The sequence below is a fragment of the Pseudomonas sp. Seg1 genome, from assembly GCF_018326005.1.
Lineage (GTDB): Bacteria > Pseudomonadota > Gammaproteobacteria > Pseudomonadales > Pseudomonadaceae > Aquipseudomonas.
Genome location: NZ_AP021903.1, coordinates 680143 through 706440 on the forward strand (window position 1 = coordinate 680143; position 26298 = coordinate 706440).

Annotated in this window: 16 protein-coding genes; 9 read left to right on the forward strand and 7 right to left on the reverse strand. The window is 59.7% G+C overall.

Features of this window, described 5'->3' with window-relative positions; translation table 11 throughout:
* Window positions 1–70 precede the first annotated feature (70 nt).
* Together KI231_RS02905 and KI231_RS02910 are read right to left on the reverse strand one after the other, a co-directional pair.
* The gene (locus KI231_RS02905) at window positions 71–2647 is read right to left on the reverse strand and encodes a hypothetical protein (protein WP_213027382.1); all 2577 of its coding nucleotides are present in this window, start codon (window positions 2645–2647) and stop codon (window positions 71–73) included.
* Window positions 2648–2690: 43 nt separating this feature from the next.
* Entirely contained in the window at window positions 2691–5288 is a 2598-nt protein-coding gene (locus tag KI231_RS02910; protein WP_213027383.1) for a hypothetical protein, read from the reverse strand.
* A 224-nt stretch (window positions 5289–5512) separates the two neighbouring features.
* On the opposite strand from KI231_RS02910, the gene KI231_RS02915 reads away from it, so the two are divergent.
* The 4 genes from KI231_RS02915 to KI231_RS02930 all read left to right on the forward strand — a co-directional run bounded on the left by KI231_RS02915 (window position 5513) and on the right by KI231_RS02930 (window position 14918).
* Window positions 5513–7825, forward strand: a complete 2313-nt coding sequence (locus tag KI231_RS02915; protein ID WP_103304675.1) for a YgiQ family radical SAM protein — start codon at window positions 5513–5515, stop codon at window positions 7823–7825.
* A 349-nt stretch (window positions 7826–8174) separates the two neighbouring features.
* Window positions 8175–11450 (forward strand): transglutaminase family protein, encoded by a 3276-nt coding sequence (locus tag KI231_RS02920; RefSeq protein ID WP_213027384.1) that lies wholly within the window; start codon window positions 8175–8177, stop codon window positions 11448–11450.
* A gap of 88 nt (window positions 11451–11538) precedes the next feature.
* Window positions 11539–14025 (forward strand): circularly permuted type 2 ATP-grasp protein, encoded by a 2487-nt coding sequence (locus tag KI231_RS02925; protein ID WP_213027385.1) that lies wholly within the window; start codon window positions 11539–11541, stop codon window positions 14023–14025.
* A complete protein-coding gene (locus KI231_RS02930) occupies window positions 14025–14918 on the forward strand; it encodes a transglutaminase family protein (protein WP_213027386.1) in 894 nt (297 codons plus the stop codon). Before KI231_RS02925 ends, KI231_RS02930 begins: the two co-directional genes overlap by 1 nt.
* A 208-nt stretch (window positions 14919–15126) precedes the next feature.
* On the opposite strand, the gene KI231_RS02935 is transcribed toward KI231_RS02930, so the two are convergent.
* Window positions 15127–15315, reverse strand: coding sequence for a hypothetical protein (locus KI231_RS02935; RefSeq protein ID WP_095121840.1), 189 nt, complete (start codon window positions 15313–15315; stop codon window positions 15127–15129).
* Window positions 15316–15382: 67 nt separating this feature from the next.
* Window positions 15383–15970 (reverse strand): cytokinin riboside 5'-monophosphate phosphoribohydrolase, encoded by a 588-nt coding sequence (locus KI231_RS02940; protein WP_213027387.1) that lies wholly within the window; start codon window positions 15968–15970, stop codon window positions 15383–15385.
* Window positions 15971–16310: 340 nt separating this feature from the next.
* Here KI231_RS02940 and azu point away from each other — a divergent pair, with 340 nt between their 5' ends.
* Window positions 16311–16757 (forward strand): azurin, encoded by a 447-nt coding sequence (gene azu / locus KI231_RS02945; RefSeq protein ID WP_103304680.1) that lies wholly within the window; start codon window positions 16311–16313, stop codon window positions 16755–16757.
* A 204-nt stretch (window positions 16758–16961) separates the two neighbouring features.
* Window positions 16962–18395, forward strand: coding sequence for a hypothetical protein (locus KI231_RS02950; RefSeq protein ID WP_213027388.1), 1434 nt, complete (start codon window positions 16962–16964; stop codon window positions 18393–18395).
* Between the two features lie 57 nt (window positions 18396–18452).
* Here KI231_RS02950 and nadE read toward each other — a convergent pair whose 3' ends face one another.
* The 3 genes from nadE to KI231_RS02965 all read right to left on the reverse strand — a co-directional run bounded on the left by nadE (window position 18453) and on the right by KI231_RS02965 (window position 21629).
* Window positions 18453–19280, reverse strand: a complete 828-nt coding sequence (gene nadE / locus KI231_RS02955; RefSeq protein ID WP_103304682.1) for an NAD(+) synthase — start codon at window positions 19278–19280, stop codon at window positions 18453–18455.
* Window positions 19281–19284: 4 nt separating this feature from the next.
* Complete coding sequence (pncB, locus tag KI231_RS02960) at window positions 19285–20508, reverse strand: nicotinate phosphoribosyltransferase (RefSeq protein WP_103304683.1); 1224 nt, start codon at window positions 20506–20508, stop codon at window positions 19285–19287.
* Between the two features lie 221 nt (window positions 20509–20729).
* Window positions 20730–21629, reverse strand: coding sequence for a LysR family transcriptional regulator (locus KI231_RS02965; protein WP_213027389.1), 900 nt, complete (start codon window positions 21627–21629; stop codon window positions 20730–20732).
* A gap of 162 nt (window positions 21630–21791) precedes the next feature.
* Between KI231_RS02965 and amaB the strand changes: the two genes are divergently transcribed.
* From amaB to KI231_RS02980, 3 genes are all read left to right on the forward strand, one after another.
* Window positions 21792–23282: an L-piperidine-6-carboxylate dehydrogenase gene (amaB, locus tag KI231_RS02970; protein ID WP_103304685.1), complete on the forward strand. Its 1491-nt coding sequence runs from the start codon at window positions 21792–21794 to the stop codon at window positions 23280–23282.
* A 163-nt stretch (window positions 23283–23445) separates the two neighbouring features.
* The gene (amaA, locus tag KI231_RS02975; RefSeq protein ID WP_103304686.1) at window positions 23446–24729 is read left to right on the forward strand and encodes an L-pipecolate oxidase; all 1284 of its coding nucleotides are present in this window, start codon (window positions 23446–23448) and stop codon (window positions 24727–24729) included.
* A 368-nt stretch (window positions 24730–25097) separates the two neighbouring features.
* The gene (locus KI231_RS02980; protein ID WP_103304687.1) at window positions 25098–26231 is read left to right on the forward strand and encodes an ABC transporter substrate-binding protein; all 1134 of its coding nucleotides are present in this window, start codon (window positions 25098–25100) and stop codon (window positions 26229–26231) included.
* Window positions 26232–26298 lie beyond the last annotated feature (67 nt).

Sequence of the window (26298 nt, forward strand, 5' to 3'; positions counted from 1 at the left end):
GTCATTGCCGAGTTAAAACGGGATATGACCGGTTACCGGCCGGCACTGCTGTGCCGGTCGGTGCAATTGTTCAGTTCGCGAGATCAAAGATTTTTTGCGCGGTCCTGCCATCGATGGTTTCGCGCCAAATGCGCACGTGAGGTCTGCCGGCCTGTTCATCCAGACGCTGCGATGTCACGCCGGATCGGCTTTGCGCGAGGGTTTTCAGATGGCCACCCTTGACCTTGAAGTTCAGCGCCGGGCTGTCCTGCTTTTCATAATGAAAGTGGACATGCCATAGGGGATCACCGGTTTGCCTGTCATTCACCGAGTAGATGCTGAGAAATTCCTTTTGCTGGCCTTTGCCTCGCTCGACCCGATCGTGGGTCTGCTTGACGCTCAGGTGACCGTGGCTGATCAGATACGCCACCCGGTCGGTACTCAGAACGGTTTTGTCCTTATAGAGGCGTACGCGAATGTCTTCGCCCTCGCTGCGCAAGCGCTGACTGCTTTGGCGCAGGCGCTGGATCAGCGGCTCTAAATCGGTGGCGAGCGGGTTGGGCGACTGTTCGATCTGCACGCGCAAGTCATCGAGTTCTTCCGCCTTGGCACCCAGTGCATCGAGTATGTTGCCTGCGCTTTCCTTCGCTCTCTCGTCCTGGCGGGCACTGGCCAGGTGTGCCTCGACGGCTGCAAGGCTGTCGTCGGCTTCTGCCATCAGGGCGCCCAGGGTCTTGTCTTGCGTTGCGACGATCCTTTGCCATTCGCCTTCCTTGCGTTCATAGGTTCGCAACGTTTGAGTCGGGTTGTCGCTGCTCATCACATCAATCACTTCATCGCCCGCCGGGGTTCGCCGAGGCTGGCCGATACAGATCTTGAAGTTGCCATGATGGCGGGCGCGGAATACTCGCTTGGGCGGTGGCGTTACCCCGGTACGCTCCTGGGCCGGGATGAAGTCGAAGTCGATGGGCTGGTCGTGGATCGGTAGCGCCATGGTTCTTTCCAGATCATGGTGGTAGCGCGCCAGGCGTTCTTCCAGGGCATTTTCGAAGGCTCGTATCGCCTGGGTGATTTCGTTTCTCGAGTTCACATGCGCTGGATCAGGCGGCAGGGAAAAACGTTCGTAAGAAGCGCGGATGGCCGCGCACTGGTCCAGCAACATGCTCAGTACGGCGATTCGGGCGTCGTCGGGCATGCGCTCGATGGCTTGAAAAGCGGTGGTCGCTTCCGAGAACGCGATCGCCAGTTGCGCCGGAACAAAATCTGCACCCATCGGCACTTCCGTCAGCAGACGGCTGCGCGCATCAACCCAGCGTGCGGTCACGGCGTGAATATCAGTGGGGTCGAAACCCACTTCGGTCAATTCACTCTGTGACGAGGGCGAGCTTTTGAGGACGTCACTTGCGATTTGCTGGCGTTTTTCCATCAGCGTCAGTTTGTTCGCCAGATAGGTCGCGGCCGTGCGATAGGCCTCGAGAATATCCACGGGCGTGCGCAGTTCCTGCATATGCCGCGCATCCCTGACGAACATCAGGCGGGTGTAGGCAGCGATTTGCGCTATCTGCCTTTCGATCAACTCCTTTTTGTAGACGGTGCTGGTTTTGACCATGGCCAACGCCTCGCGCTGGTTCAGGTAAAAACTGGCGGAGTCATCCAGTAGAAGCATCAATCGGCGAATCTGTACTTCCATCGCAATCGCTGCGCCTCTTTCGCCCTCTTTGCCTTTTGCCTCGCGCCACTCGGTTTCCAGTTGCCTGGAATCCACTACCGCCTGATTGATCGCCTCCGTGTCGTTTTTCAGGCGCAGCTCCAGACTGGCCACTGCCGTTGCCGCGATGCTGCTTTTTCTGGCCCTCGGCATGCCGCTTATGCCACCGACCAGAATGCCCACCCAGCCTTCCACCGCGTCGTGGACAATCGGCTCCGAGCGGCCCGGGCGTGTCGCGACGTAAAGGTTCTGATCGTCACGGGCGACAGCATCCTCTGCCCGGACAATGCGCTTGACCGGTGTCTGCGGCGAGGAAAAATCCTCATCATGGAGAATCTGATACGCGTGCTTGTCGATCACCACGTACAGTTTTCCCTGATGGCGATACAGCTTGTCAGGGCCGGGCTCGACGCCGGTGAAATCCAGGTCAGTGCGAAAACCCAGCAGGCGACCGACCGGCAACGGGTAGGTGACGGGCGCAAAATCAGCCAGCGGGCGCCACAGCTGACTGCCGAGGTCGTAGGACAGCATCGGACCAGAAGGCTGTAATTCGCTCGGCAGTTTTGCCTGGTACTGGCCTGTTTCCGGCTCGGTCACGATATGCACGACGCCGCCCTCCGGCACATTGCCGTAACGCCGTCCCCTGAAAGTCCTGAATCCCTCGGCGTCAGCTTGCGGAAGCTGGGCCTCGGCGCTGATCCAGTAACGCCTGAGCGGTTGTTGCGATGCCGGATTGACCACTTCAGGGGTGGATAAAGGCTGACTGATGCTTACGGTTGGCGCTGGAGTGATTGCCTCCAGGTCAGCGTCGGCCAGCGTGCTGTCCGATCGTTGAGTGGTACGCACAGCGCGTGCGGTGGGGGAGTCAATCGGGCGCCGTACAGGGCCGGTTGGCTGTTCGCCAGGGCGCGTATGGACATCTACGCGGGTGACGCCTTTTGCGGGTGGTTTCGGTGACATGTCTTCATCCTTGAAGAGGGGGGGGCTGGTTTTTGTAACGGTCTCAGGGCGCCAGTTCGAAGATTTTCTGTGCCGTTCGACCATCGAGGGTTTCCCGCCAGATCGCCACATGCGGCCGCCCGGCCTGCTCATCCCGACGTTGCGAGTTACTGCCCGTCGCGCTTTGTGCAAGGGTCTTGAGGTGACCGCCCTTGACCATGAAATCCAGCGCGGCGCTGTTGCGTTTTTCGTAATGGAAATGCGCCTGCCACAACGGCTCGCCCGTATGCCTGTCGTTCAGCGAATAGATATCGATGAAGTGTTTGTACTTGCCCCTGCCTTGCTCGAGCCGTACCTGGATTTTGCTCACGCTCAGGTGATCCTGGCTGATCAGATACGCCACCCGGTCGGCGCTCAGAAAGGACTTGTCCTTGTACAAGCGGATCCGGATGTCTTCGCCCTCGCGGCGCAAGCGCTCACTGTCTTGCCGCAGGCGCTGAACGAGCACGGCGATGTCGTTTTTCGCCGGGTTCGGCGCGCGTTCGATCTGTCGACCGAGGTCGTCTAGCGCTTCGGCGGCATCACCCAGTTGCTCGACGATGTTGGTGGCGTTGCGTTTTGCCCGCTCATCCTTGCGGGCGGTATTGAGGTGCGTCTCGGTCTGTTCCAGATGCACGCCGGCCTGGGTGATCAGGGTCGACAGATTTCTTTCTTGCGTGGCCACCAACCGCTGCCATTCCCCTTCGCGGCGCTCGTAGGTTTGCATGACCTTTGCCGGGTTGTGCGGATCCATGACATCGATCAACTCTTCGCCCAAGGCGTTGCGGCGTGTCTGTCCGACCCGGATCTTGTAGACACCGTGGTGTTTGCTGCGAAACATTCTTTTCGCTTGCGGTGCCGGTTGGTTTTTGCGTTGTGCAGGAATGAAGTCGAAATCGATCGACTGATCCTGTGATGGCAGCGACGTGGTTCTTTCAAGGTCGCGGTGATCGACAGCGATGCGGTTTTCGAGGGTGTTTTCAAAGGCCTGAATGGCGTCGATGATTTCCTGCCGCGAGCTGGCATGCACCGGCCCAGGTGGCAGTTCGAGGTCTTCGTACGAGGCTCTGATCGCCGCGCACTGGTCGACCAGGTTGCTCAGCACCGCGATGCGTGCCGCCACCGGGATACTGTCGATGTCACGAAAGGCAAACGTTGTTTCGGTAAAAGCGTAAGCAAGGTGGATCGGTTTGAAGTTGTTGTCGGTAATCGGCACATCGGTGAGCAAGCGGCTTTTGGCATCGACCCAGAACGCCTTGGTCTCATGGATTTCTGTCGGGTAGAACCCGAGGTCGATCAGTTCGCTTTCCGACGCACGCGTTCGCTTGAGTATGTCGAGGGCAATCTGCTGGCGCTTTTCCAGCAGGGCCAGTTTGCTTTTCAGGTAATTGACCGTCGAGCGATAGGCCTCGAAAGGATCATTGTAGAAAGAGATGTCCAGCCGCTTGCGTGAATCACCGGCACTCATGAGCCGTGTATAGGCTTCAATGCGTTTTTTCTGAATGTTGTGCAGGTCGCTGGCGTAGAGGGCGCTGCCTTTGAGGGGTTGCAGGGTATCCCGTTCATTGATGTAGAAGTTGGCGGCCTTCTCCAACGCTGCCAGTTGTCGATGAAGCTGTACTTCGAGCTGGACGAGTGCGCCTTTCTCGAGTTCTGTGCCTTTCACCACACGCCAGGCAGCGTCCAGATCGTCAATACGCGTTGCGCCCTGATGGATCAACTCGGTCTGGGTCTGCAACTCGAGTATCAGATCAGCTGCGGTAAGACGTTGCACCTTGTCGGGTTTCGAGCGGCGCATCCCGCCTGCACCGGCAATGACGATGCCCCGCCAGCCGTGTTGTTCATCGAACACGATCGGCTCGGATCTTCCCGGGCGTGTGGCGATAAAGCGGTTGTCGCCGTCTGCGGCGACCGCATCGTCGGGGCGCACGATACGCATCACCGAAATCTGCGCGGTGGAGGCCTCGGGATCATGCAGAACCTGATAGGCGCGACGTTCAATCACCGCGTAGCGTTTGCCGTCGAAGCTGTGCAACCCATGGCTGTCGGGCTCGACATCTGTGAAGTCCAGATCCGTGAGAAAGCCTTGCAGACGTGCTTCGGTCAACGAATACAACATCTCGGCGGCAGGCTCCACTGACGGGTGCCAGAGTTTGCCGTCGGCGGCCCTCACCAGCACGGGCCCGGAAGGGCTCAGCTCGCTCGCCAGCCGGGCGCGATACGGGCCGTTTTCCGCAATTGCCGCGACTTGTACGGTGCCGCCGGGAACATCGACGTACTGGCGACCTTTGTAGGTTCGCAAGCCCTGCTCATTGGCTGGCGGAAGATGCGCATCGGTGCTGATCCGGTAATGCGTCAGCGGCATTGGCCCGGATACGGCTGCGGGCAGCGGCGCGGGTGTTGGCTGGATGGTGATGGCGGGCACTGGCTGGATTGCATCAAGGTCGACGGCGGCCGGTGTTCTGCCCGGGCGCACGACACGCGGTGCCGCTATCGCCGTCGCGGGGCTGGAATCGACAGGCGTTGTTGTATCGCGCCTTGGCGCAGACCCGCCTGCCGGTTCGCCGGGGCGAGCGTGGATCTCTACGGTGACAGTGCCTCTAGTGGGCGGTTTGGGTGACATTTCTTCATCCTTGAAGGGTTGTCGTAGTGGGCGCGTTGCCCCGGAGGGCAACGGTGTATCGGGTTCGACTGGCGCGGGTCGCGGTGCAGAAATGTGCGCGGTCGGGCGGTTTTTGGGCCAATGGCACGAGCCCGGAGAGAAACCGACCACTGCCGTCGGAATTGGTCAAATTTTGTGCTATATTCCGCGCCCGCGATTTTTCATCTCAACACCGGTCGTCCGACATGCAAGCAGCCAAGCCGTTATTTGACTATCCAAAATATTGGGCCGAATGTTTCGGGCCAGCGCCGTTCCTGCCGATGAGCAGGGAGGAGATGGATCAGCTTGGCTGGGATTCCTGCGACATCATCATTGTTACGGGAGATGCCTACGTCGATCACCCGTCGTTCGGCATGGCGATCATTGGCCGGCTGCTGGAGTCGCAAGGCTTCCGCGTCGGGATCATCGCGCAGCCGAACTGGCAGTCCAAAGACGATTTCATGAAGCTCGGCGAGCCGAATCTGTTTTTCGGCGTCGCGGCCGGCAACATGGACTCGATGATCAACCGCTACACCGCCGACAAGAAAATCCGCTCCGACGACGCCTACACCCCGGGCGGCATGGCCGGCAAGCGTCCGGACCGCGCGAGCCTGGTTTACAGCCAGCGCTGCAAGGAAGCCTACAAGCACGTGCCGATAGTGCTCGGTGGCATCGAAGCCTCTCTGCGCCGCATTGCCCACTACGACTACTGGCAGGATCGCGTGCGTAACTCGATCCTGATCGATGCCAGCGCCGATATCCTGCTATACGGCAACGCCGAACGCGCGATTGTCGAAGTCGCCCAGCGTCTGTCCTACGGGCACAAGATCGAAGACATCACCGATGTGCGCGGCACCGCGTTCATTCGCCGCGATACGCCGAAAGACTGGTACGAAGTCGATTCCACGCGCATCGACCGTCCGGGCAAGGTCGACAAGATCATCAACCCGTACGTGAATACCCAGGACACTCAGGCCTGCGCCATCGAGCAGGAAAAGGGTCCGGTCGAAGATCCGCAGGAAGCCAAGGTCGTGCAGATCCTGGCCAGCCCGCGCATGACCCGCGACAAGACCGTGATTCGTCTGCCATCGGTAGAAAAGGTCCGTGGCGATGCCGTTCTTTATGCTCACGCCAACCGCGTGCTGCACCTGGAAACCAACCCGGGCAACGCCCGTGCGCTGGTGCAGAAGCATGGCGAAGTCGACGTCTGGTTCAACCCGCCGCCGATTCCGATGACCACTGAAGAAATGGACTACGTGTTCGGCATGCCTTACGCGCGTGTTCCGCACCCGGCGTACGGCAAGGAGAAGATCCCGGCCTACGACATGATCCGTTTCTCGGTGAACATCATGCGTGGCTGCTTCGGCGGCTGCACTTTCTGCTCGATCACCGAGCACGAAGGCCGGATCATCCAGAACCGTTCCGAAGAGTCGATCATTCGCGAAATCGAAGAGATCCGTGACAAGGTGCCGGGCTTCACCGGCGTCATTTCCGACCTCGGCGGCCCGACCGCGAACATGTACCGCATCGCCTGCAAGACGCCGGAAATCGAATCCGCGTGCCGCAAGCCTTCGTGCGTGTTCCCGGGCATCTGCCCGAACCTGAACACCGACCACTCGTCGCTGATTCAGCTGTACCGCAGCGCCCGTGCGTTGCCGGGTGTGAAGAAGATTCTGATTGCTTCCGGCCTGCGCTACGACCTCGCGGTCGAGTCGCCGGAGTACGTCAAGGAGCTGGTGACCCACCACGTCGGCGGTTACCTGAAGATCGCCCCGGAACACACCGAGGAAGGTCCGCTCAACCAGATGATGAAACCGGGCATCGGCAGCTATGACAAGTTCAAGCGCATGTTCGAGAAGTACACCAAGGAAGCGGGCAAAGAGCAGTACCTGATTCCGTACTTCATCGCCGCCCACCCGGGCACCACCGACGAAGACATGATGAACCTGGCCCTGTGGCTCAAGGGCAACGGTTTCCGTGCCGACCAGGTGCAGGCGTTCTACCCGTCGCCGATGGCCACCGCCACCGCGATGTACCACTCGGGCAAGAACCCGCTACGCAAGGTCACCTACAAGAGCGACGGCGTGACCATCGTCAAGAGCGAAGAGCAGCGTCGTCTGCACAAAGCGTTCCTGCGTTATCACGACCCGAAAGGCTGGCCGATGCTGCGTGAAGCGCTGCAACGCATGGGCCGTAGCGACTTGATCGGTCCAGGCAAGGATCAGCTGATTCCGCTGCATCAGCCGGCCACCGACAGCTACCAGAGCGCCCGTCGCAAGAACTCGACACCGGCCGGCAGCCATAAAGTCGCGAAGGAAGGCAAAGAGAAGACCACCAAGATCCTCACTCAGCACACCGGTCTGCCGCCGCGTGCCAGTGATGGCGGTAATCCTTGGGACAAGCGTGAACAGGCCAAGGCTGCGGCATTTGCCCGCAACCAGCAGGCCGCCAAGGAGCGTAAAGACGCGGCCAAGGGCAAAGGGCCGAAGCCGGCTCGCAAGCCGGTCGTACCGCGCTAAAACAGAACGCCAACCTTCGGGTTGGCGTTTTGCATTTCAGGTCTCCCGAAATGTGTTGTTACCACTGGCCTCATCGCTGGCAAGCCAGCTCCCACAGGGATCTTTAGTGGCCACGGTTCTGTGGGCGACAGAGAAATCTGTGGGAGCTGGCTTGCCACCGATGGCGTCAGGTCAGACACCCCATAAACACCTGCTCGCCACATTTAGGCGCAAACTCGCCAAACCATTTCCCCGCATCGCCCGATTTTGGTGCTGTACTCCCCTAAGCATTCCAGGAAAGCGCCCAAGCCACTGCATGGCATAAGTCTTGCGCGCTTTCGAATACGCTTAGGCTCGCAGGAGGCACGCCGTGTCGATTCATGTCGCATTGCATCACGTCACGCATTACCGCTACGACCGCGCTGTCGAACTCGGCCCGCAGATCGTCCGCCTGCGCCCGGCCGCCCACAGCCGCACGCGGATTCTCTCGTATGCGCTGAAAGTCTCGCCCGAGCAGCATTTCATCAACTGGCAACAAGACCCGCAGGGCAATTACCTCGCGCGGCTGGTATTCCCCGAGAAAACCGATGAGCTACGGATCGAAGTCGATCTGCTGGCCGAGATGGCGGTGTTCAACCCGTTCGACTTCTTCCTCGAACCCTATGCCGAGAAAATCCCGTTCACCTACGCTGCCGATGAACGCAAAGAGCTGGCGCCATACCTCGAAACATTGCCGCTGACGCCAAAGTTCCAGGCCTATCTGGACGGCATCGACCGCACGCCATTGCCTGCGGTGGATTTTCTGGTCGCGCTCAATCAGCGTCTGAGCGAAGACATCAATTATCTGATCCGCATGGAGCCGGGCGTACAAACCCCGGAACACACCCTCGAACACGCCTCCGGCTCCTGCCGCGATTCGGCATGGCTGCTGGTGCAACTGCTGCGCAACCTCGGGCTGGCGGCGCGATTTGTCTCCGGTTACCTGATCCAGTTGACGGCGGACGTGAAAAGCCTCGACGGCCCGTCCGGCACCGAGGTGGATTTCACCGACCTGCACGCCTGGTGTGAGGTGTATCTGCCGGGCGCAGGCTGGATCGGCCTCGATGCCACTTCCGGGTTATTTGCCGGTGAAGGACATATTCCGCTGGCCTGTAGTCCCGATCCGTCCTCGGCAGCGCCAATCAGCGGGATGGTCGAACCCTGCGAGACACAGTTCAGCCACGAAATGTCGGTTGAACGGATCTGGGAAGCGCCGCGTGTCACCAAGCCCTATACCGACGAGCAATGGCTGGCGATTCAAGCCCTGGGCCGGCAGATCGACGCTGACCTGCTGGACGGCGACGTGCGCCTGACCATGGGCGGCGAGCCGACCTTTGTGTCAATCGATGACCCGGATGGCGCCGAGTGGAACACGGCAGCCTTGGGCGAGGACAAGCGCCGCCTCTCCGCCGAACTGTTCCAGCGCATGCGCAAGCATTACGCCCCCAAAGGTCTGGTGCATTTTGGCCAGGGCAAGTGGTATCCGGGCGAGCAACTGCCGCGCTGGTCGCTCAATTGCTATTGGCGCCGCGATGGCGTGCCGATCTGGCAAAACGCCGCGTTGATTGCCGACGAACAGCAAGATTACGGCGCTGATGGTGAGTTGGCCGGACGCTTTCTGAGGAGCGTCGCCGAACGCCTGAAAATTCCCACGCGGTTTGTATTCCCGGCCTACGAGGACAATTTCTATTACCTCTGGCGCGAGGGCACATTGCCCGGCAACGTCAGCGCCGAAGATTCGCGTCTGGAAGAGCCGCTGGAGCGTGCGCGGCTGCGCAAGGTCTTCAGTCAGGGCCTCGATAAGGTGATCGGCCAAGTGCTACCGCTGGCACGCACCGCCAAGGGCGATCAATGGCAGAGCGGGCGCTGGTATCTGCGCGACGAGCATTGCCGCTTGGTGCCTGGGGATTCACCGTTGGGCTACCGTTTGCCGTTGGGCTCGCAGCCTTGGGTAAAAGCGGCCGAGTATCCGTTTATTCATGCTCAGGACCCGAATCAGGACTTCCCGGCGCTGCCGGATACCGCACAGCTCAACAGTCATGGCGAAACGGCAACGGCGGACGAGCGTGCGCCGCAGATCGACGAGTCCGCCGATTGGCTGACCCGCACCGCGTTCTGCGCCGAGGCCCGCGAAGGGCGCTTGTACCTGTTCATGCCGCCGCTGGAGCGAGTCGAGGATTATCTGGAGTTGGTCGCGGCCATCGAGGCCACCGCCGAAGAATTGCATTGCCCGGTGCTGCTGGAAGGCTACGAGCCGCCGAGTGATGGGCGTCTGAGTAATTTTCGCATCACCCCGGATCCGGGCGTGATCGAGGTCAACGTGCAGCCGTCGGCGACCTGGGATGAGTTGGTCGAGCGCACCGAGTTTCTCTATGAAGAGGCGCGGCAGACGCGCCTGACCACTGAAAAGTTCATGATCGACGGTCGCCATACCGGTACGGGCGGCGGTAACCACTTCGTCCTCGGTGGCGCGACGCCTGGGGACTCGCCGTTTTTGCGCCGTCCCGATCTGCTGCGCAGCCTGATCAGCTATTGGCACAACCATCCGTCGTTGTCGTATCTGTTTTCCGGGTTGTTCATCGGCCCGACATCTCAGGCGCCGAGGGTCGACGAAGCGCGTAACGACGCACTGTACGAACTGGAAATCGCTTTCGCGCAGATGCCCAAGCCAGGTGAGGAATGTGCACCGTGGCTGGTGGATCGCCTGCTGCGCAACTTGCTGATCGACGTTACCGGCAACACGCACCGAGCCGAGTTTTGCATCGACAAACTCTATTCGCCGGACGGCGCTACCGGGCGGCTTGGCCTGCTGGAATTGCGCGCCTTTGAAATGCCACCGCATGCGCGCATGAGCCTGGCTCAGCAATTGTTGCTGCGGGCGCTGGTCGCACGCTTCTGGCGCGAACCCTATGCGCCGCCGAAGCTGGCGCGGTGGGGCACTGAGTTGCACGACCGCTTCATGCTTCCGCACTTTATCGAGCAGGATTTCGCCGACGTGATCGCCGAGCTCAATAGCGCTGGCTATCCGCTGCGGGCGGAATGGTTTGCGGCGCATCTGGAGTTTCGTTTTCCCAAGGTCGGCGATTACGCCGTCAATGGCATCGAACTGGAGCTGCGTCAGGCGCTGGAGCCGTGGCATGTGCTGGGGGAGGAGGGTGCGACGGGCGGCACGGTGCGTTACGTCGATTCATCGCTGGAGCGCTTGCAGGTCAAGCTCAAGGGCTTGCCGCCGCAGCGCTATCTGCTGACGTGCAATGGCGTTGCGGTGCCGCTGCATCCGACCGGGCGTGTTGGCGAGTTCGTGGCAGGCGTGCGTTATCGCGCCTGGCAACCGGCCAACTGCTTGCAACCGACGATTGCGGTACATGCACCGTTGGTGTTCGACTTGCTCGACACCTGGATGGGCCGTTCTCTGGGTGGTTGCCAATACCACGTCGCCCATCCGGGCGGGCGCAATTACGAGACGCTGCCGGTAAACGCCAACGAAGCGGAGAGCCGGCGCATGGCGCGGTTTTTCCGGATCGGACACACGCCTGGGAAACTTCCTATACCTGATCTGGCCATCTCCGACGAGCTACCCATGACTCTCGATTTACGACGTTTCTGAATCGCACGCGACACGCGGATTTTTCGTATATCCGCGCGTCATGTGCCTGCGTTAGTCTGACCGTTCCTTGCTGTCTGCCGAGCTTTCCATGCCTGACCTGCTAGACCGCTACCCGCTGACGGCGGGCACTTATCACGAACTGCTTGATAGCAGTGGTGCGGTGCGTCCGCATTGGCAACGGCTGTTCGATCAATTGCAGCGCAGCACACCCGCTCAACTGGTGCAGCGTCAGGCGTTGCTGGCGCGGCAGATTCAGGAAAACGGCGTCACGTACAACGTCTATGCCGACCCCAAAGGTGCAGATCGCCCGTGGGAGCTGGATCTGCTGCCCCATGTGATTGCGGCGGATGAGTGGCAGCAACTGTCGGCCGGGATTGCCCAGCGGGCGCGGTTGCTCAATGCCGTGCTGGCCGATCTGTACGGGCCGCAACGCTTGATCAGCGAAGGCCTGCTGCCGGCGGAACTGGTCTTCGGGCACAACAATTTTCTCTGGCCCTGTCAGGGCATCGCGCCGCCGGAAGGAGCGTTTCTGCATCTATACGCGGTCGATTTGGCGCGCACGCCGGACGGGCGCTGGTGGGTCACCGCAGATCGCACGCAAGCGCCGTCGGGTGCGGGCTATGCGCTGGAAAACCGCACCATCGTCTCCCGCGCCTTCCCCGAGTTGTACCGTGATCTGAAAGTGCAGCATCTGGCGGGGTTCTTTCGCACCTTGCAGGAAACCCTGGTCCGGCAGGCGCCCTGCGACGATGACGCGCCGCTGGTGGTATTGCTCACGCCGGGACGATTCAACGAAAGCTATTTCGAACATCTTTATCTGGCGCGCCAGCTCGGCTATCCGCTGGTAGAGGGCGGCGACCTCACGGTGCGCGATGCCACGGTGTACCTGAAAACCCTCAGCGGCCTGCGCCGGGTACACGCAATCATGCGCCGGCTCGATGACGACTTCTGCGATCCGCTGGAGTTGCGCACGGACTCTGCGCTGGGCGTTCCCGGCTTGCTTGAGGCGGTACGCCAGGGACGGGTGCTGGTCGCCAACGCGCTCGGCAGCGGTGTGCTCGAGTCGCCGGGTTTGCTCGGCTTTCTGCCCAGGATCAACCAATTCCTGTTCGGCGAAGAACTTATCCTGCCGTCCATTGCGACCTGGTGGTGTGGCGAGGCGCCAGTATTGGCCCAGGCGCTGGAAAAACTGCCTGAGCTATTGATCAAACCGGCGTTTCCCTCACAAAGTTTCGCACCGGTATTTGGCCGTGATCTGAGTGAAAAACAGCGCCAGTCCCTCGCCGAGCGCATGCAGGCGCGACCTTATGCATATGTAGCGCAAGAACTGGCCCAGCTGTCGCAGGCGCCGATCTGGCAGGCCGAGGACGGACAGCTGCAACCGCGAGCCATCGGCATGCGTGTTTACGCGACAGCCAGTCAAGAAGGTTATCGAGTGCTGCCCGGTGGTTTGACCCGCGTGGCTGCCGAGGCGGATGCCGAAGTGGTGTCGATGCAGCGCGGCGGCGCGAGCAAGGACACGTGGGTGCTGGGTGATCGACCGCCCAGTGGCGAGCAATGGAAAACCCAACGCAATGTCGGCGTGCACGATCTGGTGCGCCGCGATCCCTATTTGCCATCGCGAGTGGTGGAAAACCTGTTCTGGTTCGGGCGTTATTGCGAGCGTTGCGATGACAGTGCGCGACTGCTGCGGATCATGCTCGCACGCTATGTCGATGGCGACGATCCGCAAGCCTTGCAGGCGGCTGTCGAACTGGGCGAGCGCCTGATGCTGCTGCCGGAGGAGGGCGAGTTGCCGGAGCGATTGCTGGCGGCGTTGCTGGGCGAGGACTGGTCATTCAGCCTGCGCTCCAACCTGCAACGCTTGCAGTGGGCGGCCTCGCAGGTGCGCGGCAAGCTCTCGCGGGAGAACTGGCAGGCGTTGGTCGAATTGCAGCGCGAAGCGATGGAGCTGGACACCGACGAGCCGGACTTCGGCGAACTGCTGGATTTTCTCAACCGTCTGGTGATGTCGCTGGCGGCGCTATCGGGTTTCGCGCTCGACGACATGACCCGCGACGAAGGCTGGCGCTTCCTGATGATCGGTCGGCGCATCGAGCGCCTGCAGTTTCTCAGCAGCAGTCTGGCGGCGTTCCTGCGCGGGGCCGGGGCGTTTGATCAGGCAGGTCTTGAATGGCTGCTGGAGTTGGGCAACAGCAGCATCACCTACCGTTCCCGTTATCTGGCTGTGGCTCAATTAATTCCGGTGCTCGACCTGTTGCTGCTCGATGAACAGAACCCGCATGCGGTGCTGTTCCAGTTGAAACTGGTGACCCGCACCTTGAAGCGCTTGAACGATGATTTCGGCGTGCCACGGGAAACCGGATTGCCGCAACTGGTCGAGCGTCTGGCGCGATTTGATCTGGCCTGTCTGGAGAATCCGTTGTTCGGCGCGTCCAGCGTTCGTGCGGCGCTTGATGGCCTGGCGGATCTGCTTCAAGACATTGCCGATGCCAGCGGACAGGTGTCGGATCGCCTGGCCCTGCGCCATTTCGCCCACGTCGATGATGTCAGTCAGCGTACGGTGTCCGTCTGATGAACGCGCATTACCAGATCTTTCACGACACCTGTTATCACTACGACAGCCCGGTTTCCCTGGCGCAGCAATTGGCGCACCTGTGGCCGCGCGAGTGCAGCTGGCAGCGCTGCACCGAGCAGCAATTGCTGATCAGCCCGGAGCCGACGGCTCGGCGTGATGAGCTGGATGTGTTCGGCAATCCGCTGACCCGGCTGGCGTTCGAGCGACCGCATGATGAGTTGCAGGTCAATGCTCGCCTTACCGTCGAAGTGCTGGCGCGGCCGGCGCTGGATTTCACTCAGTCGCCAGCGTGGGAGCTGACGCGCAATGCGCTGACCTACAGCAGCCAGCCGTTGTCTGCCGAGTTGCTTGAGGCGTGCCGCTACCGTTTTCAGTCACCGTACGTGCATTTGAAACGCAGCTTCGTCGAGTTTTCGCAGAGTTGTTTTCCACCGGGCCAGCCCTTGATGCTGGGCGTGCAGGCGTTGATGCAGAAGATCTTCAGCGAATTCACTTTTGATGCCGAAGCGACCCAGGTGGCAACGCCACTTGTGGAAGTGCTGGAGCGGCGCCGTGGTGTCTGTCAGGACTTCGCCCACCTGATGCTGGCCTGTGTGCGTTCGCGAGGGTTGGCGGCGCGTTACATCAGCGGGTATTTGCTCACGCAGCCACCACCGGGGCAGCCACGGCTGATTGGTGCCGATGCGTCGCATGCGTGGGTTTCGGTGTTTTGCCCGGTACTGGGCTGGGTGGATTTTGATCCGACCAATAACGTGCGGCCTGCGCTGGAGCACATCACATTGGCGTGGGGGCGGGATTTTTCCGATGTGTCGCCGTTGCGTGGGGTGATACTCGGTGGCGGCAGCCACGATCCCGAGGTCCGCGTTACGGTAATGCCATTGAATGAGTGATAACGAATTCTGTGGGAGCGGGCTTGCCCGCGATGATGGAGTATCTGTGACGACTTTGTTGGATGTGCCGCAGCCATCGCGGGCAAGCCCGCTCCCACAGGGTTTCGTATCGAATTCTGAGGAGTGAAGGCTGTGAGGGCCGGCAGTCGAGCCGCCAGCCCCGTCACAAATCCGCTGGGTCTGATTCGATGATCAAACCCGGTGGGGCTCAGGCGTCAGGCGCCTGATCTTTCGGTGTTTCGGTTGCATCAACATCATCTTCTGTTGCCACTTCACCCTCAGGGTTCAGTGCTGCTTCTTCAGCGGTTTGTTTCTTGCGCTGAAGCTTTTCCTCTTTCTTCTGCTCCTTTGCCAGGTCTCGTTGACGTTTGGCGAAGGAATAATTGGGTTTGGCCATGGGCGATCCTCTAGGTCGAAGGTGAGGTTGAGCGGCGCGTATTCTGCCCTGTATCGGTGCCCGACGGTTAGCCGGGTTTCTGATCGACCCACTTGGGTGTGACGGTCGGTTGCCAGTTATCCAGAGACTCGAGCAGTGTTTGCGGCGATTCGCTCACTTGCAGCATGTCACGGTGTGGCGCGCGAACGAAGCCTTCGCCGACGATATGGTCAAGAAAAGCAGTGAGTTTGCTGTAGAAACCGTTCACTTCCAGCAAGCCCAGCGGCTTGCCGTGGTAGCCGAGTTGGCCCCAGGTCCAGACTTCGAACAGTTCTTCCAGCGTGCCAAGGCCGCCTGGCAGAGCGATAAAGGCGTCACTGAGTTCGGCCATGCGTGCCTTGCGGGCGTGCATGCCGTCGACGACTTCCAGACGCGTCAGGCTTTTGTGGCTGATTTCCTTGTCCATCAGGCTCTGCGGAATGATGCCGATCACTTCACCGCCAGCGGCCAGCGCGGCGTCGGCGACAATCCCCATCAAGCCGACAGCGCCACCGCCGTAAACCAGCGTCAGCTTGCGCTCGGCGAGGGCCTTGCCAAGGGCAACAGCAGCTTCGGTATAAGCCGGAACAGTGCCAGCGTTGGCACCACAAAATACACACACGGATTTCAGAGACATGCCTTTCTCCTGGGTCAATCCGTCACAGGGTACTGGCTGGCACGCCTTGATCCAAGGTCTAGACTTCGCGTTCCGGCGATTCAAAGGTACCGCTGGCGCCACAGGCGTAGGCGGCAAGCAAACTGCACAACAGACCGTTAAAGAACATGACAGGCACTCCGTCTCAGTAGATGCGCCGATCATAGTGCTGGCCGGAGAATCTGGCCGTTAGATTGTGTCGATGAGTGTCATAGCCTGAAAGTTGTATACAATTTTTGACTCAAGTCATAGGAACTTGCGAAGATTTCAGGCAGTCTTTCAACCATTCGTGATTTTGTTAACCCTGCCTTGGAGATTCACCATGTTTTCCAAAGTTGTTGCGGTATCCCTGCTGGCGCTGGCCAGCAGCCAATTGATGGCTGCCGAGTGCAAAACCACCGTTGACTCCACCGATCAGATGTCCTTCAACACCAAGGAAATCGTGATCGACAAGAGCTGCAAGACTTTCACCGTCGAGCTGACCCACTCCGGCAGCCTGCCGAAGAACGTCATGGGGCATAACCTGGTGATCAGCAAAGAAGCTGACATGCAGCCTATCGCTACCGATGGCCTGGCTGCCGGGATCGACAAGAACTACCTGAAGGACGGTGATGCTCGCGTCATCGCGCATACCAAGATCATCGGCGCGAAGGAAACCGATTCGCTGACCTTTGATGTATCGAAGCTCGATGCCAACGAAAAATATGGTTTCTTCTGCTCCTTCCCTGGCCACATTTCGATGATGAAAGGCACTGTGACCCTGAAGTAATTCAGGGGGCAGCTTTCACTGGAAACGCCGTTGCGGCATGGTCGCAGCGGCGTTTTTTTGCATCTGATTTGGAGTGTTTTTTTGCCTTGGTTTCTCGGAGACCGTTGGTCGGAAAAACGTACCACCCTGTAATTTCTGACAGTAGACGAGTTACGCGAAACGAAGCTGAATGAGGTTTCATTTTTCGCGAAAAGGAACTTCATGATGCGCAGTCAAGAAAATCAGACGACGATCGATAGGGTGGAGGATACGAACGAACGACTCCTGGAGTCTGGCGCTGACACTACCGACGCATTATTGACGATATTCGGCAGGGGGCAACCTTTTGATCAGATCCATATCAAGGATGAAGGGCGCCTGCTTGATACGGTTTCAGCTGACGACTTGGGAAACTGGAAAGCCAGACCCTTTGCAAACGAAGTGAAGATGTATTTTCTCACTGCAACAGGTGGCGATGGTCTACCGTCGGATGATTGGAGGATCAATATGAAGGCCCCCAGTCCGGTCTTCATTGACGTTGTCAGAGATTCCAAAGGGGAAATTCTACAAAATGGCACTACTTACGAAACTCAAGTAACCGTGACCGGGCGAGCGTCTCCTTTTATTTCCGTCCGTGTAGGATCGACTGTAGGAGGCGTCTACAGCGTGCATGTGATTGCAACGCAATCGGGTACCTGGATCGCGGAACTGGTGAATCTCAAGCCCACTTTGCATGCTATTCAAGCGAAGACGGATGATTTGACGTTCCCTTCGGAACAACGGGTTTTCACGGTCAATCCGAGAGTGGATCTGGGGATAGATCAAATCAGGGACTCTCTGCGACCTATTGAAAATGGTGGTAGTACGTATGACCCCGAACTGCAATTGTTCGGCTGGTTTTCCCGCGGGGCAGGCAAATTAGATCTTTATGATGGTGAACAGCTCGTTTTCAGCGGCCTCGACATTCGTGAAGGGCGGTGGCAGACGCCTGCCCACACGTTTGCAGAAAAGGAATATGACTTCATTGTAAAGACGCCGGACGGGGAGCAGCAGTCGGTTGCGTGGCGTATTACCGTGAAACCGGCATTGCTGCTAACTATCGACAGCATAAGAGACAGCCAGGGTGAAATTGCTGACGGCGGTGAAACGGGGGAGTTGCAACTGCAACTTCGTGGCAGAGCACCCGAAAATACGTTGGGACTGAAAATTTATGCCGGTGATGATTATCTGACTGATGCAACGGTTCTCGATAACGGGAACTGGACTGCCAGCGTTTCACTGTCAGAGATCAAGGATTATGTGTTCTTTGCAAAAGCGTCAGATTCCGAGCAGCGTTCCAACGCTTGGAAAGTCCAGGTCCGAGAAAAGACCAAGCTCTTTATACAATCAGTCAGGGGCGATGATCTGGTTCCTATTGGAAACCCGGGTGAGACTCGGTTCACTACTTTGAAGCTGATAGGTCGAGCAGAGCGGGGAGAGCACGGTTACATCGTTGATGGTTCCGTCAGCCCTCCACAAGATCTATTTCCGTTCCAGGCCGACAAAAACAACGACTGGGAGGTCAATATTCCTCATCTGGAGCGTCGAGAATATCGCTTCATTGCGAGGTCCACGGCGGACCGTGAGTCCGAATCATGGGTTGTCAGTATATTGCCGTAATAGCATAAGCCTGTTTGTCACGCGCACCGGGCCGGGAAACCCGATGCGCGTTGCCAATCAAGGCGCGAACGGCATCACGCGTTTGTGATGGGTCTTGTTGTAGGTCGCGACAATGATGTTGAACGCCTCTTCACGCACCGCCTCGCCATGCAGGAACGCATCGATCTCGGCGTAGGTGACGCCGTGCGACGCTTCGTCCGGTTTGCCCGGCGACAGGTCTTCCAGATCCGCCGTCGGGACTTTCTCCACCAGCGATTCCGGTGCACCAAAGCTGCGTGCAATCGCGCGCACCTGGTTTTTCACCAGACCGCTGAGCGGGGCCAGGTCGCAAGCGCCATCACCGAATTTGGTGAAGAACCCCATGACCGCTTCCGCCGCATGATCGGTGCCGATCACCAATCCGTTCGCCGCGCCGGCGATGGTGTATTGGGCGACCATACGCATGCGCGCTTTGGTGTTGCCGAGCACGAAGTCCACCGACACCGCGTGCTTGCCTTCAAACGCTGCCACTTCACTGGCCAGCGATTTCACCGCCGGGCCGATGTTGACGGTGTGGCGTTCGTCCGGGGCGATGAAATCCACCGAGGCCTGGGCATCGTGTTCGTCGAACTGGGTTTCATACGGCAGACGCACGGCGATGAATTTGTAGCTGTTGTCACCGGTCTGGTCGCGCAATTCACGCATTGCGCGCTGGGCCAGCAGGCCGGCGGTCAGCGAGTCGACACCGCCGCTGATGCCCAGCACCAGCGTCTTGAGCCCGGAATTGACCAGGCAATCCTGAATAAAGGTAATGCGCCGGGCGACTTCGGCCTGCAGGGCCTTGTAGTCGGCGAACGGCGGTTGCACCTTGAGCTGTTCAGCAATCTCACGCTGTACGGCTTGCATGAATTCACTCCTTGCTAGATAGACTGGAATCGGCAGGAACCTGGAAAACGTGTCGCAAATAGGCGACGAAATTGGGGTCTTTGCAGTGGGTCTTGCCTGGCTCGTCGGAGATCTTCGCCACCGGTTGGCCGTTGCAGGCGGTCATTTTAAGCACGATGCTCATCGGTTCGACACCCGGAATGTCGCAGGTGAGGTTGGTGCCGATGCCGAAGCTCACGTTGATCCGACCATGCAGCGCGCGGAAGATTTCCAGCGACCTGGGTAGCGTCAGGCTGTCGGAGAACACCAGGGTCTTGCTCATCGGGTCGATGCCGAGCTTGTGGTAGTGGGCGATGCATTTTTCGCCCCAGGCCACAGGGTCCCCGGAGTCGTGGCGCAGGCCATCGAAAAGCTTGGCGAAAAACAGGTCGAAGTCGCCGAGGAAAGCATCCGTGGTGATGCAGTCGGTGAGGGCGATCCCGAGCAGACCCCGGTACTCACGCACCCAGCAATCGAGCGCGGCGATCTGGCTATCGATCAATCGCGGGCCGAGTTGCTGGTGGGCCATGATCCATTCATGGGCCATGGTGCCTAGCGGTTTCATGTCCAGTTCGCGGGACAGGTGCACATTGCTGGTGCCGACGAAACGCCCGGGGAAATCGTGCTTGAGCACGTTCACCACTTCTTCCTGCACACGGTAGGAAAAACGGCGGCGGGTACCGAAATCGGCGACCTGCAATTGCGCCAGTTCGTCGGCCGAGGCGTTGGCGGTCAGCCAGTCGAACTTGCGATAGAGCTGTTCACGGGCCTGTTCCAGCACCGTTTCGCGGTAGCGATAGCGGTTGCGCACTTCGCTGACAATCGCCAGCAGCGGCACTTCGTAGAGGATCACATGCAGCCACGGCCCACGCAGGCGGATGAAAAGCTCGCCGTTCTCGATGCCGGTGTGCAGATAGCGCAGGTTGAAGCGGAACAGTCCGAGAAAGCGCAGGAAATCCGGTTTGAGGAAACTGATGCGCTCCAGAAAACTCAGTTGATCGGCGCTCAGGCTCAGCTCGGCCAGACGCTCGATCTGATAGCGGATCTCGGCCAGATACGGGCGCAGATCCTCGCTGTTACGGCAACGAAACTCCCATTCGACTTCGACGTTGGGGTAGTTGTGCAGCACCGCCTGCATCATCGTCAGCTTGTAGAAGTCGGTGTCGAGCAGGTTCTGCACGATGCGATCGGCAAACACACTCTCGCTCATAAACGGGTCTCCGGGTGCGCCGCGCGTTGGCGCGGTATCAATCAATGGCGCTAGTGGCGCATATCAGCGGTGGGAATTGCCAGCGATTTCTGTTCTGGGTCAGGTCAATTGTGGTGAGGGAATTTATCCCCGACCGGCTGCAAAGCAGTCGTCGCTCTTGAGATTTTGGGGCCGCTGCGCGACCCATCGGGGATAAATCCCCTCGCCACAGGGGGCGGGTTTCAGCCCGGAGCGTCGATCTGTTCGAGCATCCACCTCACAAAATCGCGCACCTTCGGCACTTCCGCCGAGTGTTCCGGGTACGCCAGGTAGTAGGCGTCGCTGCTGGGCATTGCATGCTGCCAGGGAATGACCAGTTTGCCGTCGGCCAACTCTTCTTCCACCAAAAACCGTGGCAACAACGCCACGCCGCAGCCGACCTGCGCGGCGCGGATGCACATATAAAAGGTTTCGAAGCGCGGTCCGTGGTAGCTGTGTTCGGTCTGATAACCCTGACTGTCGAACCAGTCATGCCAGGCCTGTGGCCGCGAGGCATTCTGCAGTAACACCAGATCGGTGAGTTGCGTCGGGTCAGTAAACGGTTGATCGGGCAGGCTGCCGGGGGCGCAGACCGGTACCAGCTCTTCACCGAACAGCTTCAGGCATTCGGTGCCGGGCCGTGAGCCCTGACCAAAATAGAACGCCAGATCGCTGCGGCCTTGCAGCAGATCATCCGCTTCCTGTTCGTTGCACAAGTCCAGATGAATCGAGGGATGGCGCAGACGCCAGCCCTTCAGACGCGGCACCAGCCAGCGGGCGCCGAAGGTCGATGGTGTGGAGACGCGCAGGACTTCGGTCTCGCCGCCGTAGGAGCGCAGGTAATGCGTCGACATTTCCACTTGCGTGAGGATTTTTCGTACTTCGACCAGATACAAATCCCCGGCCGGGGTCATCTGCAAACGCCGACGTACGCGGCGGAACAACAAGTGCTGCAACAATTCCTCAAGCTGCGCGACCTGTTTGCTCACGGCGCTCTGGGTCAGGTTCAGTTCCTCGGCGGCCCGGGTGAAGCTCAGGTGCCGGGTCACGGCCTCAAAGCACTGCAACGCAGTAATCGACGGCAGGTGGCGTTTGTTCAGCATGGTGGATCCTTTTTCTTGTCTTTCTGCCCTGCATGAATAAACGGAATGATATCTCGCGTAAAGGTCGTTTGTTGACTCGCCGTACTGACGCTACAACTAAAGGCCTGCCCGGTCGTGCAACAGCGGCCGCACACATTCAGTTTTTTGCTTGAGGAGTGACCCATGGTTGCCGCATTGCTTGATCGTCTTGGTGTGAACCCGGCCCTGTACCAGAACGGCAAAGTGCCGGTGCATTCGCCCATCGACGGCAGCCGCATCGCCGCCGTGAACTGGGAAGGCCCGGCGGAAGTCGAGCAGCACATCAGTCGCGCAGATCATGCGTTCGAAGCCTGGCGCAAAGTCCCGGCCCCGCGTCGCGGTGAATTGGTGCGCCAATTTGGTGAGGTGTTGCGCGAATACAAGAACGATCTCGGTGAGCTGGTTTCCTGGGAAGCAGGCAAGATCACCCAGGAAGGCCTGGGCGAAGTTCAGGAGATGATCGACATCTGCGACTTCGCTGTCGGCCTGTCCCGCCAGTTGTACGGTTTGACCATCGCGTCCGAGCGCCCCGGCCACCATATGCGTGAAACCTGGCATCCGCTGGGCGTAGTTGGTGTGATCAGTGCGTTCAACTTCCCGGTCGCGGTGTGGGCGTGGAACACCACCCTGGCGCTGGTCTGCGGCAACCCGGTGGTATGGAAACCGTCGGAGAAAACCCCGCTGACGGCATTGGCCTGTCAGGCCCTGTTTGACCGTGTGGTGAAGAATTTCAGCGATGCTCCGGCGAATCTCTGCCAGGTGATCATTGGTGGTCGCGATGCCGGCGAAGCGCTGGTTGATGACCCGCGTGTGGCGCTGATCAGCGCCACCGGCAGCACCCGCATGGGCCGCGAAGTGGCGCCGAAAGTCGCCGCACGTTTCGCCCGCAGCATTCTCGAACTGGGCGGCAACAACGCGATGATCCTCGGCCCAAGCGCTGATCTGGACATGGCGGTACGCGCCATTCTGTTCAGCGCAGTCGGCACCGCCGGTCAGCGCTGCACCACGCTGCGCCGCCTGATCGCCCATGAGTCGGTGAAAGAAGAAATCGTCACCCGTCTGAAAGCCGCCTACGCGAAAGTGCGCATCGGCCATCCGCTGGAAGGCAATCTGGTCGGTCCGCTGATCGACAAACACAGTTTCGAAAACATGCAGGACGCACTGGAGCAAGCGTTGAGCGAAGGCGGCCGGGTGTTCGGCGGCAAGCGCCAACTGGAAGATCAGTTCCCGAATGCCTATTACGTGTCGCCAGCCATCGTTGAAATGCCGGAACAGAGCGATGTGGTCTGCAGCGAGACCTTCGCGCCGATTCTCTACGTGGTCGGTTACAGCGACTTCCAGGAAGCGTTGCGCCTGAACAACGCTGTACCGCAAGGCCTGTCGTCGTGCATCTTCACCACTGACGTGCGTGAGGCCGAGCAATTCATGTCGGCGGTCGGCAGCGATTGCGGCATCGCCAACGTCAACATCGGCCCGAGCGGCGCCGAGATTGGCGGCGCCTTTGGTGGCGAGAAAGAAACCGGTGGTGGCCGTGAGTCGGGCTCCGACGCCTGGCGCGCATATATGCGTCGCCAGACCAATACCGTGAACTATTCGCTGGAGTTGCCGCTGGCGCAGGGCATCACCTTCGACTGAGTCTTTCCGGTCAGGTCGATCGTTCCCACGCTCTGCGTGGGAATGCCTCACCGGACGCTCCGCGTTCGCTTTTGGGACGCAGAGCGTCCCTGACTGCATTCCCACGCAGAGCGTGGGAACGATCATTTTGCTGTGTTTGGCAGGTTTCTGTTGGAGTCTGGCAATGCCGTTACGCGAAGAATGTCTGTGGGAAAAACTCACGCCGCAAAGGCCGGATAACACCGCGCTCAGGGGCGAAGTCAAAGTCGATGTCTGCGTGATCGGCGCCGGGTTCACCGGGTTGTCGGCGGCGCTGCATCTGTTGGAACAAGGCAAGACCGTTTGCGTGCTGGAAGCCCATCGGGCCGGTCACGGCGGTTCCGGACGCAACGTCGGGCTGGTCAACGCCGGCATGTGGATCCCGCCGGACGAGATCGAGGCCGGGTTTGGCGAGGCGGTCGGCAGTCAGCTCAACCGCATGTTGGGTGCGGCACCGGCGCTGGTGTTCAGTCTTGTGGATAAGTACAACATCGATTGCCAGTTGCGCCGCGAAGGCACCTTGCACATGGCGCACAACGCCAAGGGTGAGGCGGATTTGCGCAGTCGCGAACAGCAATGGAAACGTCGCGGCGCACCGGTTGAGCTGCTGACCGGCAAGGCGTGCGAGCAAGCGACCGGCACGCAAAAAATTGCCGCCGCGTTGCTCGACCGACGCGCCGGCACGCTCAATCCGATGGCCTATGTCACCGGGCTGGCCAACGCCGTGAAGGGGCTCGGTGGGCAGATGTTTGATCATTCGCCGGTTACTCGTCTTGAGCGCATCGGCCCGCAATGGTCCGTGCAGACCGAGCACGGTTCGGTACTGGCCGAGCAGGTGGTCATCGCCTCCAACGCCTACACCGAAGGCGACTGGACCGAACTCAAGCGCAACTTCTTTCCCGGTTATTACTATCAGGTCGCCTCGGTGCCGCTGAGTGAAGACGCCGCGCAAGAGATTCTCCCGGGCGGGCAGGGCTCGTGGGACACCCGCCAGGTCTTGAGCAGCATTCGCCGCGACAAGGAAGGGCGGCTGCTGCTCGGCAGTCTCGGCAACGGCAACCAGAAGCCGACCTGGTTTCTCAAGGCCTGGGCCGACCGCGTTCAGCAGCATTATTTTCCCAATCTGAAACCGGTCGAGTGGGAGTGCACCTGGACCGGGCGCATTGCCTTTACCCCTGATCACCTCATGCGCTTGTTCGAACCGGCGCCGGGACTGGTGGCTGTCACCGGCTACAACGGTCGCGGGGTGACCACCGGCACCGTGGTCGGCAAGGCTTTCGCTGATTACCTGTGTCACGGCAATCCGCAAGCCCTGCCGATTCCCTTTGCACCAATGCAGCCTCTGGCGGGCGTGGGCTTGCGCAGTTGCCTGTATGAGGCCGGGTTCTCGCTGTATCACGCAGGCCAGTGCCTGCGCATCGTGATTTGAGTGTTGAAATATGTTGCCGGAAGCGGCGCTTTTCGATGTAGCGACTAGCCTGTAATGGTGCGGGTTGTAGCAGTCCCGCACCAGCAGTGTGCAGTTCGGTGACGCGGGCTGTTACAGGCTGGTTGCACGTCGTTTGGCGCCGCGGTTGCAATGATGGCGCATGCGGGTTGCGCCTGAAAAAATAAATGGTTTCACCTTCCGCGGTTTAGACGGTTGCACGCCCAATGAAAATGGGAACGAAACAGTCGAAATAACAAGAAAGCAGCGACTTTTTGAAGAATAAAAAACCGATGGCACGGCGCTTGCTCAGAGCATTCAGTGAAGTGAAGTCGCAGTGCCAACTAAAAAAAACCTTGGAGCACCACCTCATGTCCCAGACGTTTTACAAGAAAGGCTTTCTGGCCCTCGCAGTGGCTACTGCGTTGGGTGTTTCTGCGTTTGCTCAAGCTGATGTGAAAATCGGTGTAGCGGGTCCAATGACTGGCGCCAACGCGGCATTTGGCGAGCAGTACATGAAGGGTGCACAGGCAGCGGCGGATGCGGTGAACGCGGCGGGCGGCGTCAACGGGGAGAAAATCGTACTGGTCAAGGGCGATGACGCCTGCGAGCCGAAACAAGCGGTGACGGTCGCCAAGGACCTGGTCAACCAGAAGGTTGCCGGCGTGGTCGGGCACTTCTGCTCCTCCTCCACCATTCCAGCCTCGGAAATCTACGACGAAGCCGGTGTCATCGCGATCACCCCGGGTTCCACCAACCCGCAAGTGACCGAGCGCGGCCTCAGCGCCATGTTCCGTATGTGCGGGCGTGATGACCAGCAAGGCATCGTTGCCGGCGACTACATCGTCGACGTGCTCAAGGGCAAGAAAGTCGCGGTGCTGCACGACAAGGACACCTACGGCCAAGGCTTGGCGGACGCCACCAAGGCTCAGTTGGAAAAGCGCGGCGTGAAGCCGGTGCTGTATGAAGGCCTCACCCGTGGCGAGAAAGACTTCAGCGCCGTAGTCACAAAAATCCGCGCGGCTGGTGCCGACGTCGTCTACTTCGGCGGCCTGCACCCGGAAGCCGGTCCACTGGTTAAACAGCTGCGTACCGAAGGCCTGAAAGACGTGAAATTCATGTCTGACGACGGCATCGTGACCGACGAACTGGTGACCACCGCTGGCGGCCCGCAATACGTCGACGGCGTGCTGATGACCTTCGGCGCCGACCCGCGCCTGCTGCCAGACAGCAAGACCGTTGTGGATGCATTCCGCAAGGCCGGCACCGAACCTGAAGGCTACACCCTGTACGCCTACGCCTCGGTACAGACCTTGGCTGCCGCCTTCAACGGCGCCAAGTCCAACAGTGGCGAGAAAGCCGCCGAGTGGCTGAAAACCAACCCGGTGAAAACCGTCATGGGCGAGAAGGCCTGGGACAAGAAGGGCGACCTGAAAGTCTCCGACTACGTGGTTTACCAGTGGGACAAGGACGGCAAATACCATCAGCTGGAAAAACAGAAGTAAGGGCTGACGCGATCAGCTTGACCCACAAGCCCTGTGGGAGCGGGCTTGCCCGCGATGACGGCCTGAC